Annotated in this window: 12 protein-coding genes and 1 pseudogene; 2 read left to right on the top strand and 11 right to left on the bottom strand. The window is 61.0% G+C overall.

Features of this window, described 5'->3' with window-relative positions; translation table 11 throughout:
- Positions 1 to 71 precede the first annotated feature (71 nt).
- Entirely contained in the window at positions 72 to 1580 is a 1509-nt protein-coding gene (locus tag ACIOWA_RS17425) for an AhpA/YtjB family protein (RefSeq protein ID WP_339432305.1), read from the top strand.
- A gap of 233 nt (positions 1581 to 1813) precedes the next feature.
- Here the strand turns inward: ACIOWA_RS17425 and ACIOWA_RS17420 are convergent, their stop codons facing one another.
- From ACIOWA_RS17420 to ACIOWA_RS17380, 9 genes are all read right to left on the bottom strand, one after another.
- Positions 1814 to 2521 carry an ABC-type transport auxiliary lipoprotein family protein gene (locus ACIOWA_RS17420; RefSeq protein ID WP_339432304.1) on the bottom strand — a complete coding sequence of 236 codons (708 nt, stop codon included), beginning with the start codon at positions 2519 to 2521 and terminating at the stop codon, positions 1814 to 1816.
- A gap of 176 nt (positions 2522 to 2697) precedes the next feature.
- Entirely contained in the window at positions 2698 to 4962 is a 2265-nt protein-coding gene (gene parC / locus ACIOWA_RS17415) for a DNA topoisomerase IV subunit A (RefSeq protein ID WP_339432303.1), read from the bottom strand.
- 7 nt (positions 4963 to 4969) lie between these two features.
- The gene (locus ACIOWA_RS17410) at positions 4970 to 5494 is read right to left on the bottom strand and encodes a TIGR02281 family clan AA aspartic protease (protein WP_401160940.1); all 525 of its coding nucleotides are present in this window, start codon (positions 5492 to 5494) and stop codon (positions 4970 to 4972) included.
- The gene (locus tag ACIOWA_RS17405; RefSeq protein WP_339495015.1) at positions 5491 to 6480 is read right to left on the bottom strand and encodes an esterase-like activity of phytase family protein; all 990 of its coding nucleotides are present in this window, start codon (positions 6478 to 6480) and stop codon (positions 5491 to 5493) included. The genes ACIOWA_RS17410 and ACIOWA_RS17405 overlap by 4 nt, the downstream gene beginning before the upstream one ends.
- The gene (parE, locus tag ACIOWA_RS17400; protein WP_221731217.1) at positions 6480 to 8387 is read right to left on the bottom strand and encodes a DNA topoisomerase IV subunit B; all 1908 of its coding nucleotides are present in this window, start codon (positions 8385 to 8387) and stop codon (positions 6480 to 6482) included. The genes ACIOWA_RS17405 and parE overlap by 1 nt, the downstream gene beginning before the upstream one ends.
- A gap of 41 nt (positions 8388 to 8428) precedes the next feature.
- On the bottom strand, positions 8429 to 9037 hold the full coding sequence (locus ACIOWA_RS17395) for a YqiA/YcfP family alpha/beta fold hydrolase (RefSeq protein ID WP_401160938.1): 609 nt from the start codon (positions 9035 to 9037) through the stop codon (positions 8429 to 8431).
- Positions 9038 to 9127: 90 nt separating this feature from the next.
- Positions 9128 to 9943: a 3',5'-cyclic-AMP phosphodiesterase gene (gene cpdA / locus ACIOWA_RS17390; protein ID WP_401160936.1), complete on the bottom strand. Its 816-nt coding sequence runs from the start codon at positions 9941 to 9943 to the stop codon at positions 9128 to 9130.
- A gap of 99 nt (positions 9944 to 10042) precedes the next feature.
- Positions 10043 to 10495 (bottom strand): DUF1249 domain-containing protein, encoded by a 453-nt coding sequence (locus ACIOWA_RS17385; protein WP_221731220.1) that lies wholly within the window; start codon positions 10493 to 10495, stop codon positions 10043 to 10045.
- Positions 10486 to 11103 (bottom strand): NUDIX domain-containing protein, encoded by a 618-nt coding sequence (locus tag ACIOWA_RS17380; RefSeq protein WP_401160934.1) that lies wholly within the window; start codon positions 11101 to 11103, stop codon positions 10486 to 10488. The genes ACIOWA_RS17385 and ACIOWA_RS17380 overlap by 10 nt, the downstream gene beginning before the upstream one ends.
- A 228-nt stretch (positions 11104 to 11331) precedes the next feature.
- On the opposite strand from ACIOWA_RS17380, the gene ACIOWA_RS17375 reads away from it, so the two are divergent.
- Positions 11332 to 12078, top strand: a complete 747-nt coding sequence (locus ACIOWA_RS17375; RefSeq protein ID WP_339465348.1) for an RsiV family protein — start codon at positions 11332 to 11334, stop codon at positions 12076 to 12078.
- Here the strand turns inward: ACIOWA_RS17375 and cytX are convergent.
- Together cytX and ACIOWA_RS17365 are read right to left on the bottom strand one after the other, a co-directional pair.
- Entirely contained in the window at positions 12047 to 13339 is a 1293-nt protein-coding gene (gene cytX / locus ACIOWA_RS17370) for a putative hydroxymethylpyrimidine transporter CytX (protein ID WP_401160932.1), read from the bottom strand. The two genes, ACIOWA_RS17375 and cytX, sit on opposite strands and share 32 nt — an antisense overlap.
- A 187-nt stretch (positions 13340 to 13526) precedes the next feature.
- Positions 13527 to 14303, bottom strand: a pseudogene (locus ACIOWA_RS17365) (phosphomethylpyrimidine synthase ThiC); the annotation flags it as partial.

Genomic DNA, 14303 nt, shown 5'->3' with positions numbered 1-14303 from the left:
CGAGCGCTTTGCCGGTCTAGGGCCTGTCGCTATACTGCGCGTCAACTTCACGGACAAAAGAGCCGAGCTCAGTGAACCGGCCCACGCCAGTTAAAACCGATAACTTCTTCCTGCTGATCTTCCGTGCACTGCGCCACCGCCGTGTACCGATTGCATTGCGCATTGCCAGCCATAACGTGATCCTGGTCGCTCTGGCCCTGGTGATCTATGCCGGCGTGATGGGTTTGCAATTCAAGCAGGCCATGCACGAACAAGCCGATGCGCTGGGCGAAAGCCTGACCACGCAGACCGCCACCTCCGCCACGGAGCTGCTGGTGTCCAACGACATCCTCAGCCTCAACGTACTGCTCAATAATCTGACCAAAAACAAACTGGTGGCCCACGCCGCCATTTACAGCGTGGATAACCGCATCCTCGCCGAGTCCGGTCAGCGCCCCAAGCACAGCCTGCTGGGCGAAGCCGAAGGCATGTACGAAAGCAAGATCACTTTTCAGGACGTGACCGCCGGGCAACTGCGCATCAGCCTGGACATGGATCAGTTCCAGCAGCCGATGACCATCAGCCTGCAGAGCATGGGCATCTTGAGTGCGATTCTGTTGGCGCTGTCGTTGGCCCTGAGCCTGCGGCTGGGTCGGCACATCTCCACGCCGCTCCTGCAACTGCGCGTATGGCTGCGCCGGATCGATGAGTACACCCCGGGCATCGAGCGTCAGGACGAGATCGGCGATCTGGCCCGTCAGTTACACGCCAACTATGCCCCCGAGCCTGTTGAACCCGAGCCAGAACCGGAGCCCGAGTTCGAAGACGACGAGACCGAGTTCGAAGTGCGTAACCTGCGCGACCCGAGCTTCGACGAGAGCCGGCCGATGGCCGCGCAAAAGCCTGCGGCACGCCGGGTGGTCAGCACCGTCGAAGACGATGAGGACGACGACGCCTTCGCCGACCTGCGCGACGAGTCCTTGAATGAAACCGCGCAACCGCCGATTCGCCAGGCCACGCCAAGCGTGCCTCAGCACACGGCAGTACTGGCCGTGCAACTGGGCTCGCAGGAGCAACTGCGCCGTTTGCCTCGGACCCGTCTGGAAGAGTTGCAAAAGCGCTACCGCGATTGCCTCGATCAAGCCGCTTCGCTGTATCAAGGCGAGATCGAAACCCTGAACGATGGCAGCACGCTGATGCTGTTCCACACCGAGGACAGTGGCGACGACTACCTGACCAACGCGATCTGCTGCGGCGAGTTACTGCGAGCGCTGGGCCATCAGTTGCAGATTGAAGTCGCGGACAGTGGCATTACCCTGCAATTGCAACTGGGCCTGACCCTGGGTGATGAGTTGTTCGGCCTGAGCCAGATTGATCTGCTGCTCACCGATTCGGCCCAGGACGCGCTGGCCTTGTCACAGCACAGCCGCAATTTGCTGCTGGTTGAACGCAAGATCAGTGATGACGCGCTAATCCGTCAGCGTGCACGGATTCGCCCGATCGCCAGTCCCGAGGGGGCGTGCTGTGTCGAGCGGTTGATGGAGCCTTATCCATCGATGCTGGAGCGGCAACTGGCGCGGATGCATGAGCGCCGGGCCTGAGGTCTGACCCCGCTGTAAAGGAGCCCGCAGATGAGTGATTGTCTGCGGGCTTTTTCGTAGCCTGATCCGACCCCTTCGCGAGCAAGCACGCTTCCACAGGGGAACCGCAAACACCAGAACCCTTGTGGGGGCGGGCTTGCTCGCGAAGGGGCTAGACGCCTGACCACAAATCGCCAGACAGCAGACACAACAAAGCCCGCACAAGGCGGGCTTTGTCTTGACTCAAACCAGACTTAGAAGCGGAACACTTCCATATCGGTGCGAATCGGCGAAGCCATCGGGATCTTCGGCTGCTTGTCGGCTTCCGAAGGCGCTGCCGGTTTCGGTGCCGGTTTACGCTGCGCCTCGACCACCGGCGGCTGATTGGCCAGCGGTTTGAGCGCCACCGACAGTTGATCGGCCAACCGCTGCAACAGAATCCCCTGTGCCTGAACCTGCGAAGCCGTGCTACCGGCGTGCAGTTCTTGCAGGTGGACGATACGGTTATCGCGCACCTTTCCACGACGGTCGATCAATCGCCATTGCGCATCGAGAATCGCCGGTTGTTTCTCGCCGGAGTCCAGACGCGTGATGGTCAGCAATACCTGCACATCCGGGGTGAAGCCCTGAGTGGCCGGCGCCAATACCACGCGCTGGCTGTCCAGATGACCGGCAACCTGACGCAGCAGCAACTGGTCGATATCCGACGAAAGGCTGCCGGCCCAACGACCATCGGTCGCCGCTTGCAGACTGCCGTCCGGTTGACGTTGCAGCAGGGTTTCACGTTGCAGGTAGTCGGCGACGACTACAGGGCCCAACAAAACCGCCATGCCTGCGCTTTGCGCAGGCTGAACCGGACTTCCGCTGTCCAGCTGATACAGCGACACCGGCTGGTGTACGCTGCAACCCGCCAGGCCAAGAACGCCGGCGAGCAGGAAAATAAGGGGGCGCAGAGCAGTCATCATCCCGTCCAGGTGGCCGCCACTCGGCTGACCACAGTGAAAATACTCAATAAATATGAAGAACGCTCGGCCACGCCGGCGCTTGAAAGGCCATATCATCCGTGAATATGCGTTCCGACTCCAGCGCCAAAGCGTCGATCTACGCGTTAAATCGTAGATCGAGCGCTCTGGGACGCCTAATTGAGGTTTTCGACGAGCAGTGCATCGACTCGCTGGAAGCCACGCGGCAGTTTATTGCCACGGCGACCACGCTCGCCTTTGTAGTGTTCGAGGTCGTCGGCTTTGAGCGACAGTGTCCGTTTCCCGGCCTGCAACACCAGTGTTGCGCCTTCCGCAAGCACGGCGATGTCCGTGACATATTCTTCGCGACTGGCCACGCGCTCACCGGAAATACCGATGATCTTGTTGCCCTTGCCCTTACCTAATTGTGGCAGATCGCTGATTTTGAAAATCAGCAGGCGACCTTCGGTCGTGACCGAGGCCAGCCAGTTCTGTTCACGATCGGTCACCGGACGCGGTGCGATCACTTTGGCGTTGTTCGGCAGGCTCAACAGGGCTTTACCGGCCTTGTTCTTGGCTTGCAGGTCTTCGCCTTTGACCACGAATCCGTAACCGGCGTCGGAAGCGATCACGTACAGCGCGTCGTCTTCCGGCATCATCACGCATTCGAACGATGCGCCCGGTGGCGGCGTCAGACGGCCGGTCAACGGCTCGCCCTGGCCACGCGCCGACGGCAACGTGTGCGCGGCGACCGAATAGCTGCGGCCGGTGGAGTCGATAAACACCGCAAACTGGTTGGAGCGTCCCGCTGCCGAGGTCTTGAAGCCGTCGCCTGCCTTGTACGAAAGGCCGGTGGCATCGATGTCATGACCTTTGGCCGAACGGATCCAGCCTTTTTCCGACAACACGACTGTTACTTTCTCGTTCGGCAGCAGATCGTGCTCGGTCAACGCCTTGGCTTCGGCGCGCTCCACGATTGGCGAGCGGCGGTCGTCGCCATAGGTTTCGGCGTCCTTGATCAGCTCGGTGCGCACCAGTTTCTTCAACTTGGCTTCGCTGCCCAGCAGCGCTTGCAGCTTGGCTTGTTCCTTGAGCAGTTCGTCCTGCTCGTCGCGCAACTTCATTTCTTCCAGTCGCGCCAATTGACGCAGACGGGTGTCGAGGATGTAGTCGGCTTGAATCTCGCTGAGGGCGAAGCGCTCGATCAGCTTGGCTTTGGGGTGTTCCTCGGTACGGATGATGTGGATCACTTCATCCAGATTGAGGTAGGCAATCAGCAAACCGTCCAACAGGTGCAGACGACGCTCGACCTTGTCGAGACGAAATTGCAAGCGGCGACGCACGGTCTGCACGCGGAACTCCAGCCATTCGACCAGCAAGGCGCGCAGGTTTTTGAGCTGTGGCTTGCCGTCCAGGCCGATGATGTTGACGTTGACCCGGTAGGTCGACTCCAGCTCGGTGCTGGCGAACAGATGCTGCATCAGCGCTTCGTGATCGACGCGGCTGTTGACAGGGATAATCACGATGCGGCACGGATTTTCGTGGTCGGATTCGTCGCGCAGGTCGGCGATCTGCGGCGCTTTCGACGGTTTGGCCTGCATCAGCGCGGCGATCTGCTCCAGCACTTTGGCCCCGGAGACCTGATGCGGCAGCGCGGTGACGATGATGTCGCCGTCCTCGACGTGGTACACGGCGCGCATGCGCACCGAGCCCTTGCCGGTTTCGTACATTTTCAGCAGGTCGGCGCGCGGCGTGATGATTTCCGCTTCGGTCGGATAGTCCGGGCCCTGGATGTGTTCACAGAGTTGCTCGACCGTGGCTTTGGGCTCATCAAGCAAGCGCACGCACGCCGTGGCGACTTCGCGCAGGTTGTGCGGCGGTACGTCGGTGGCCATGCCCACGGCGATGCCGGTGGTACCGTTGAGCAGAATGTTCGGCAGACGCGCTGGCAATACCAGCGGTTCCTGCAGGGTGCCGTCGAAGTTCGGCCCCCAGTCCGCGGTGCCCTGGCCCAGTTCGCTGAGCAGCACTTCGGAATAACGCGACAGGCGAGCCTCGGTGTAACGCATGGCCGCGAAGGACTTGGGATCATCCGGCGCACCCCAGTTACCCTGGCCGTCGACCAGCGTGTAGCGATAGCTGAACGGCTGAGCCATCAGCACCATCGCTTCGTAGCACGCCGAGTCGCCGTGGGGGTGGAACTTACCGAGTACGTCACCGACGGTACGCGCCGACTTCTTGTGTTTGGAGTCAGCGTCCAGCCCCAGTTCGCTCATCGCATAAATGATGCGACGCTGCACCGGTTTCAGGCCATCGCCGATATGCGGCAAGGCACGGTCCATGATCACGTACATGGAGTAGTTGAGGTAGGCACTTTCGGTGAAGTCAGCCAGCGAGCGGCGCTCTACGCCGTCTAAGCTGTCTGCAAGGATGTCGCTCATGCGGGCCTCATCGGTTCGTTGTCTGGCGCAGCAGCATGGTGCCACCGCGCTGAGTAAATTCAAGTTTGTTCAGGGCGCTCATCCCGAGCAGCACCTGATCACCCTGCAAGCCTGGCGCCACCAGTGCGCGGACGTCCCGCAGCACGATGTCGCCCAGTTGCAGGCGGTCAATTTTTGTACGATAGCCCTGGCTCAGGCCATTGGCCGTGCTCAGGGTCACACCAAAACCCTCTTGCAGCTTCAAACGCTCGGCCAGATCCGCCGGGATCGCCACATCGGTTGCGCCGGTGTCGAGCAGGAATTCAACCGGCTCGCCGTTGATCTGGCCGCTGGCGACAAAATGCCCCTGGGCGTTACCGGCCAGCTTCACTTCGATATAACCTTCGCCCTGCTGCGAACTCACCACCACGTTCGGATTCTGCTGGCGTTGTTCCCACTGGCCGAAAAACCGCGTGGCCAGAAAAAGCGCAGCGCACCAGGCCAGGATCATCAGCACCCGCCCGGCGCGCTTGCCCGGTGGTTGCAGGCTCAAGGCTTGGCGCTCCAGCCACCGTCAGGTGCGGCGAACCGCCAGACGACCGGCCGAACCTCACCGTCGGCACGCGGGCCAAAATTATTGTCGACGCCGATCCACGCACCCTCAGCATCGACGATCAGTGCCTCTTCCAGCCCGTAGCTCTGTGAGTATTGGCGGTTGGCCTGCAACAGTTCGGCCGCATACGACCAGCAACGCTCGATCTTGGCTGTTTGCGCATCGCGACGACATATCTGGAAGGCGTTGCGTTCAAGGGTAAACAGTTTGCCGTTGAACAACGAAAGGTCGGAAAAGTCCCGATCGACCGCTTTGGCATCCGGGAACTGCGGCGGCTGCATCTCCTTGCCACTCTCGCTGAGCAGCACGCAACGACCGTCGCAATCCCACACCGTCTGCTGGCGCTTGATCTTGAGCAAGCCACGGCTTTGCCGTTCGGCCGCCAGCCACATCTGATCGCCTGCCGGGTTGATCGCCAGGCCTTCGAATATCGCATTGAAATGCAGGAGCATGCCGCTGGCCCGCGCTTCGCGAACCATCATCGGCGAGATTTTCAGCCAGTTGGCCGGGCCATTGACGGGCACCTGCAATACCGCTGCATGGCCTTCGCTGACGATGTAGCGATTGCCAGCGCTGTCGCAGGTGATGCCTTCGAAATCCAGATCGCCACCGCGCACGAACGACGCGGCCCAACTGCGCGAGCGCAACCCCCACGGCAAACCGGTCTCCGGCACTTCGGGCACGTCGATGTGCAAGGCTTCGGCCTGCCAGACCTGATCGGCGGTATTGAGCCGATAAATCTGGTCGTCATCGCGGTCCGACACCGTCCACAACTCGCTGCCACACATCGCCAGCCCCGACAGGTTACCGCCGCGCATGCCGTCGACCGGGTGCTCGGAAAGCACGCGCAACTCCTGCAACGGCTCGGCCGACACGCCCATCGCACTCAGCAGCAACGCACCCGCCAAGGCCCAGCCAAACCGCATCAGGCCAGCACCTCGGCGAGGTTGCCTTTGGATTCGAGCCAAGCCTTGCGATCACCGGCGCGTTTCTTCGCCAGCAGCATGTCCATCATTTCCGAGGTCTGGGCGAAATCTTCGCCCAGCGTCAGTTGCACCAGACGCCGGGTGTTGGGGTCCATGGTGGTTTCACGCAACTGCGGCGGGTTCATTTCACCCAGACCTTTGAATCGGGTGACCTGTGGTTTGCCGCGTTTTTTCTCGGCCACCAGACGGTCAAGAATCCCATCACGTTCGGCTTCGTCGAGGGCGTAGTAGATCTCTTTGCCGAGGTCGATACGGTACAGCGGCGGCATCGCGACGTAGACGTGACCGGCATCCACCAACGGGCGGAAATGCTGGACGAACAACGCGCAGAGCAAGGTTGCGATGTGCAGGCCGTCAGAGTCGGCGTCGGCGAGAATGCAGATCTTGCCGTAGCGCAACTGGCTCATGTCCGCCGCGCCCGGATCGACACCGATGGCCACGGCGATGTTGTGCACTTCCTGGCTGGCGAGCACTTCGCTGCCGTCGACTTCCCAGGTGTTGAGGATCTTGCCGCGCAACGGCAGGATCGCCTGAAACTCTTTGTCCCGGGCTTGCTTGGCGGAACCGCCGGCGGAATCACCTTCGACCAGGAACAGTTCGGAACGCATCGGGTCCTGCCCGGCGCAGTCAGCGAGTTTGCCCGGCAGTGCCGGCCCCTGAGTGACGCGCTTGCGCTCGACTTTCTTGCTGGCCTTGAGACGACGGCCGGCGTTGTTGATCGCCAGTTCGGCCAACGCCAGACCGGTTTCCGGGTTGGCGTTAAGCCACAGGCTGAAAGCATCCTTGACCACACCGGAAACGAACGCCGCCGCTTCACGCGATGACAGACGCTCTTTGGTCTGGCCGGAGAATTGCGGCTCCTGCATCTTCATCGACAGCACGAAGGCGATGCGCTCCCAGACGTCTTCCGGCGCCAGTTTCACACCGCGCGGCAGCAGGCTGCGGAATTCGCAGAACTCGCGCATCGCATCAAGCAAGCCCTGACGCAAACCATTGACGTGGGTACCGCCCTGCGCCGTCGGGATCAGGTTGACGTAGCTTTCCTGCACCGCGTCGCCACCTTCCGGCAACCACAGCAGGGCCCAGTCGACCGCTTCTTTATTACCGGCGAAAGCGCCGCAGAACGGTTCGTCCGGCAGGCGTTCAAATTCGCTGACCGCGTCGACCAGATAGGAGCGCAGGCCGTCCTCGTAATGCCACTCGACTTTCTCGCCGGTGCCTTTGTCTTCAAAACTGACCAGCAGCCCCGGGCACAGAACGGCCTTGGCCTTGAGGACGTGCTTGAGGCGGCTGATGGAAAATTTCGGTGAATCGAAGTATTTCGGGTCCGGCGCGAAGTACACGCTGGTACCGGTATTGCGCTTGCCGACGGTACCGACGATTTCCAGTTCCGAGGCCTTGAAGCCGTCGTTGAAGGTCATCTGGTATTCGTTGCCGTCACGCTTGACGCGAACCCGGACTTCGGTCGACAAGGCGTTGACCACGGAAATACCCACCCCGTGCAGACCGCCGGAGAATTGGTAGTTCTTGTTGGAAAACTTGCCGCCCGCATGAAGCTTGGTGAGGATCAGCTCGACGCCTGACACACCCTCTTCCGGGTGAATGTCGACCGGCATGCCACGGCCGTCGTCGCTGACTTCCAGCGAGTGGTCGGCGTGCAGGATGACCTGTACCGATTTGGCGTGGCCGGCCAGGGCTTCGTCGACACTGTTGTCGATGACTTCCTGGGCGAGGTGGTTCGGCCGACTGGTGTCGGTGTACATGCCGGGGCGTTTGCGCACCGGGTCGAGGCCCGAGAGGACTTCGATGGCGTCGGCGTTATAAGAACTAGCGCTGGGAGTGGCCATAGGGTCTCGTCGTCAGTCATTCATGAAAGAGGGGCAAGACTTCACAGTGCGGTGAAATCGATTGCCTGATACACATCGGCGCCAATGCCGGCAAAACTCAACAAGGCTGGCAATTGCCCGGCAAAACCCTGGAAACCATGGTCGCCGCCGGCCTGAATGCGCAAGGCGCAGGCCCGGTAATAGTGCTGGGCGAGGCGATAATCCAGTGTTTCGTCGCCGGTCTGCAACCACACCTGATACCGCTGCGCATCCTGGGGCGCCGGCACTTCCAGCTCGGCCAGGGCCGTCACATGGTCGTGGGTCAATTCCCAGGTTTCATCGGTATACAGGTTTTTCTGCGTTCCCAGATAGCCGTCGAACATCCGATGCGGACTGACGGCCGGGTTGACCAGCAACGCTTTCAGGCCATGGTGCTCGGCCAGGTGAGTCGCATAGTAGCCGCCGAGTGAGCTTCCCACCAGCAGCGGCCGGCCCAGCTCGGCAATCGCTTGCTCCAACTGACCGATGGCTTGGCGCGGATGGTGATGCAAGGCCGGAACCTGCAGTTGCCCGCTCAAACCCAGCCGCTCCATCACCGCGACCAGCTCACAGGCCTTTTTCGAGGCCGGCGCGCTGTTGAAACCGTGGATATAGAGGATCGAACCGGACATTTGAGCTCCCTGAGTGTCGGCGAAAGATAGCGGAGTTTACAGGGAGTCGAGGGGATCGTGGGTGTTTGTAAGGATGCCTTCGGTGCGGCCTCAGTAACCGTTTGAACCGTAATCGACAGTGAAGGCGAAATCCGTGACCCGCTCGACGCCAGTCTCCAGCCGCCCGTCTGGCAACAGCCGCAACCAGCGATACCCCGGCGCCTGTTCGCCAACCTTGAAGTCTTCACTGTTTGGCTCGAACTGAATGCAGGTCGACGGGGAAGCCATCAGCCGCACGCCGTTGCGCTCTCGGTCGACTTCCTGATGCACATGCCCCCACAGCACCGCACGCGCCTGTGGAAAACGATCCAGCACCTCGAAAAACGCCTCGGGATTGCGCAAACCGATCGGCTCCGCCCAGGCACACCCCACTGGCACCGGATGATGGTGGAAACACACCAGATGATGGCGTTCCGGTGCCTCACTCAACGAGCGGGCGAGCAACTGCAATTGATCGTCCTGCAGGTAACCGGGCACAGAACCCGGCACCGCCGAGTCGAGCAAGGTCACGCGCCAGTTGCCGACATCGACCACTGACTCCAGCAGGGCACTGTGCACTGCCGCTTGCGCCATGATCTGCGGTTCATCGTGATTGCCGGGAATCCAGCGCGCAGGGGCATTGATCTGCGCACTCATCTGGCGAAACTGTTGGTACGACGCCAGTGTGCCGTCCTGCGAAATATCGCCAGTGGCCAGCACCAGATCGATCTGCGGTTGCTGCGCCAGCACCAACTCAATGACTTTTTGCAGGCTCTGGCGGGTGTTCATGCCCAGCAGCGCACCGTCCGCTTCGGCGAACAGATGACTGTCGGATAACTGCACCAGCAGCGCCGGATCGGCGGTGGTCAATGCGGATACGCTCGGCAAGGCGTTCTCCCAGGGCAAAAGCACGGAATCGGTTGAGTGCCGCAATTATGCTGGGGGATCACTGAAAGGGGAAACCTGTGAACCGGACGCAGTTCACAACTAGCGTACGACTTCGTACTCATGCCCCAAGGCCAGGCAATGACTCAACCACTCCCCCAGAAACAGATTGAGTTGAGCCTTTTCATCCGGCTGATGCATCGCGGCGTTCGGGTAAGGATAGATGCCGCGAAAGCGTCGTGCATGTTCGGCGCTGATGACCTCGGCCATGCGCGCGTCGTGATAGACCTGCACTTCCAGTTGCGGCACCGGCAGCCACGGCAGACTGTGTTCCTGACGCACCTGCAACGTGGTGGTGTAAGGACAGGTTTGCAGCACTTCAAGGGCCAGCACGCCGAGCATCTGCTCGCCCTGAGTCACGGCGATGCGTCGCGCCTCCGGGTCGTTACGCATGTCCGGCACCAGTCGCATCAGGCGCGCGTAGTTGGCCTCGCAGGCGGCTTGCAGCCCCACGAGGTCGACTCGATAACGATCGCGCAGCTTGTTTACAACCATAACCCCCTCACTTCGGCACGGTTCAGCGCCAGCCATTGCAGAGCGATGATGCTCGCCGCATTGGCAATACGTCCATCGCGTACAGCCTGCAAGGCATCTTCAAACGCCCAGACCGTGACGCGGATATCTTCGGCCTCTTCCTCCAGCCCATGCAGGCCGCCCACACCTGCGGTTTCGCAACGCCCCAGATACAAATGCACAAACTCGTTGCTGCCGCCCGGCGACGGGAAATACTTGGTCATCGGCCACAGGGCCTTGATGTCAAGCCCAGCTTCCTCCTGCGCCTCGCGGTGAGCAACTTCTTCCGGTTGCTCGTCCTTGTCGATCAGACCAGCGACCAACTCAACCAGCCAAGGGTTGCTGGCCTTGCCCATGGCGCCGACGCGAAATTGCTCGATCAGCACCACTTCGTCGCGCTGCGGATCGTAAGGCAGCATGCAGACGGCATCGTGACGTACGAACACTTCGCGGTTGATTTCGCGGCTCATGCCACCCGCGAACAATTCATGGCGCAGGTGCAAACGGTCGAGCTTGTAAAAGCCCTCGTAGCATTTTTCGCGCCGCACGATATCGACGGCGGTTGGAATGGCGTTGGCAACGTCAGTCATGAGCATCCTCTTTACTGCAAATCCATTACGAGGTTCCTTTTTGTGACTTGCAACCTCGACTTCGCGCCATCCTAACGCGCCCGCATCGTTTGATGCAGCCCCTTTACCGTCAGCGGGATGGACGGTGAAGGCGAAACCCACTCTAATTAGCTTAGTGGCGAACTGACTGCTTCGGTGAGAGTCGAAGCGGATATCTTTTTGCCTTCCCCTGTTTCAGAAAGGACGCCCATGTCGCTTTTCAAAATTGCCTCCGTGGCCGCCATCGCCCTGACCCTGGGCGCGTGCGCGAGCCTGTTCCAGCCCAACTACCGCACGCCCCTGGAAACCACCCGCGATGCGTCGGAACAGCTCAAGCCTGGGTGTTCCAGCCCCGACTGCCCGCTGGTGAATATCGATACCGTACATTTCGCGGCAGAGCCTGCCCTGGACGGCATCATCGAAAAACGCCTGCTGCAAATGACCGGCACCGAACAGAACCCATCGGTGGCGCCAACCCTGGCGGCCTACCGCGAGCAGTTCTTGAATACTGCCGGCCCACGCAACAGCAGTTATCTGCAAGCCAAAGTACGCGAGCAGCATGACGGCTTGGTGATCATCGAATTGTCGAGCTACCTCGACACCGGCGGCGCCCATGGCACACCGGGTCGCGGTTTCATCAACTATTCGCGCCAGCAGCACAAAGTGCTGAACCTGTCGGACATGCTGATGCCAGGTCAGGAGGACGCGTTCTGGAAGGCTGCGCAGGTGGCGCACAACAGTTGGCTGATCAGCACCAAGCTCGATCAGGAAGCGGAATTCGTTTCGAGCTGGCCGTTCAAGAAAACCCCGAACGTGGCGCTGACCTACGGTGGCGTAATCCTCAAGTACGACGTGAGCACCATCGCGCCTTACGCGCTGGGTCACGTCGAACTGAAGATCCCTTATCCGCGCCTGAACGGCATTCTCAAGCCTGAGCTGTTCCCCGGCCGTAACTGAAAGCCCGGCCGAGCACGAGTTGCAGCAGCCCTGCCAGCACCAGCGCTGGCAGGGTTGCGCCGACATCCGGGTACAGATTCGCCAGCAAGTGATAGGTGCTCACACCACCGAGCCAGGCCAACAGCGCCGGCCAGCGCAATGCGGCTGACGCAACCCGAGTGCTGCGCTTGCGCAAGATGAAGTGATCCACCAGCACCACGCCGAACAGCGGCGCAAACACCGAGCCGATCAGCAGCAGGAAATTCTGGTATTGCGCCAATGGCGCCAGCAGTGCGATCAGCGTGCAGATCGCGCCGATGGCCAAGGCCAGATGCTCGACTTTCAAGCGCAATAGAATCCCGCTGGACACCGCGGCCGAGTGAATGTCGGCGAACGCGTTTTCCGACTCGTCCAGCAAAATCAGCAACAACGGAATCCCCAGACCGGCGCCAGCCAGGGCCAGCAACAGCGCGTTGACTTCACCACTCGGCGCGAACGCCAATGTGTAAGCGACGCCCAGGCTCATCAGCCAGAAATTGCCGACGAAGAAACCGATGGCGGTGCCGCCGAAAACGCTCTTGGCCCGTTTGCCGAAACGCGAGTAGTCGGCAATCAGCGGCAACCACGACAGTGGCATGGTGATGGCAATGTCGAAGCCCACGGCGAACGGCATCGAACCATCGCCGGCACGCGCCCAGAGAGCAGCCAGATCGGCCTTGGCGAACAGGTTCCAGGTCAGCCAGAGGCATGCGGCCAACAGCAGCCAAATGCCCCACTTACGCAGAACCTTGCGCACGAACGTCAGCGGCCCGCTGACCGCAAGCAATGTCGCCAGAGCGCCGAAAACCAGCGTCCACAACACCGGATTCGACCCCAGCGAACCTTCGCTGAACGCACGGGTGCCGAGCAGGCTGGCGGCGTCGCGCATGACGATGATTTCGAATGAGCCCCAACCGATCAGTTGCAGCAAATTGAGCAGCGCCGGCAGGCTGGCGCCTTTGTTACCGAGGCTGAGTTTCAGCGCGGCCATCGACGACAGGCCGGTGTCGCTGCCGATCACGCCAACAGCGGCCAGCAGCAGAACGCCGACCAGCGTGCCGAGGAAAATGGCCAGCAGCGAACCCGACAGGCCCAGACCCGGCGCGAGCAATGCGCCGGTCTGCAACACCATCAGGCCGATGCCTAAGGAAAACCACAGGGAAAACAGATCGCGACCGCCGAATACACGCTTGTCGGCGGGTACGGCAAGGTCAGGGGAGTAAGTGCTGGGTTGAATGCTCAAGGGTGGTATCTCGGAGGAGTATTTTTGTCATTGAGACCCCTGGCGCCTGTTCTGACGCCTTCGCGAGCAAGCCCGCTCCCACACCGGATCTCCTGTGAACACAAGCTCTGTGAACAACTGGATTCAAATGTGGGAGCGGGCTTGCTCGCGAAGAGGCCAGTACAGGCACCGAAAATCTCAGGTCAGATCAAACCTTCTTGTACAGCTGACTGCCTTCCTTCTTGAACCGCTCGGCCTGTTCCGCCAGGCCTCGGGCGACATCCACGTCGACCGCTTCGATACGCTGGTTGGCCGCGTACTCACGGACTTCCTGAGTGATCTTCATCGAGCAGAATTTCGGCCCGCACATCGAGCAGAAGTGCGCGACCTTCGCCGAGTCCTTCGGCAGCGTTTCATCGTGATACGAACGGGCGGTGTCCGGGTCCAGACCGAGGTTGAACTGGTCTTCCCAACGGAATTCGAATCGCGCCTTGCTCAGAGCGTTGTCGCGGATCTGCGCGCCCGGATGGCCCTTGGCAAGGTCGGCGGCATGCGCGGCGATCTTGTAGGTGATGATCCCGGTCTTCACGTCATCCTTGTTCGGCAAGCCCAAGTGCTCTTTGGGCGTCACGTAGCACAGCATCGCGCAACCGAACCAGCCGATCATCGCCGCACCGATGCCCGAGGTGATGTGGTCGTAACCTGGCGCGATGTCGGTGGTCAGCGGGCCGAGGGTGTAGAACGGCGCCTCGTCGCAGCACTCGAGCTGCTTGTCCATGTTCTCTTTGATCAGTTGCATCGGCACATGACCGGGGCCTTCGATCATGCATTGCACATCGTGCTTCCAGGCGATCTTGGTCAGCTCGCCGAGGGTTTCCAGTTCGCCGAATTGCGCTTCGTCGTTGGCGTCGGCAATCGAGCCCGGACGCAGGCCGTCGCCCAGCCAGAAGCAGACGGCGACGACCGAGCGCAAAACGGCGGACAC

The sequence above is a fragment of the Pseudomonas sp. NPDC087614 genome, assembly GCF_044743485.1.
In the GTDB taxonomy this organism is placed as follows: Bacteria; Pseudomonadota; Gammaproteobacteria; order Pseudomonadales; family Pseudomonadaceae; genus Aquipseudomonas; species Aquipseudomonas baetica_A.
This window is presented reverse-complemented; position numbering and strand designations above follow the sequence as displayed.

What these genes read in the sequence shown, in the direction of transcription:
- ACIOWA_RS17375 (WP_339465348.1), top strand. Translation starts at nt 11,332, where the DNA reads ATGTCGCTTTTCAAAATTGCCTCCGTGGCCGCCATCGCCCTGACCCTG.
- ACIOWA_RS17380 (WP_401160934.1), bottom strand. Translation starts at nt 11,103, where the DNA reads ATGACTGACGTTGCCAACGCCATTCCAACCGCCGTCGATATCGTGCGG.
- ACIOWA_RS17420 (WP_339432304.1), bottom strand. Translation starts at nt 2,521, where the DNA reads ATGACTGCTCTGCGCCCCCTTATTTTCCTGCTCGCCGGCGTTCTTGGC.
- parC (WP_339432303.1), bottom strand. Translation starts at nt 4,962, where the DNA reads ATGAGCGACATCCTTGCAGACAGCTTAGACGGCGTAGAGCGCCGCTCG.
- parE (WP_221731217.1), bottom strand. Translation starts at nt 8,387, where the DNA reads ATGGCCACTCCCAGCGCTAGTTCTTATAACGCCGACGCCATCGAAGTC.
- ACIOWA_RS17395 (WP_401160938.1), bottom strand. Translation starts at nt 9,037, where the DNA reads ATGTCCGGTTCGATCCTCTATATCCACGGTTTCAACAGCGCGCCGGCC.
- ACIOWA_RS17385 (WP_221731220.1), bottom strand. Translation starts at nt 10,495, where the DNA reads ATGGTTGTAAACAAGCTGCGCGATCGTTATCGAGTCGACCTCGTGGGG.
- ACIOWA_RS17405 (WP_339495015.1), bottom strand. Translation starts at nt 6,480, where the DNA reads ATGCGGTTTGGCTGGGCCTTGGCGGGTGCGTTGCTGCTGAGTGCGATG.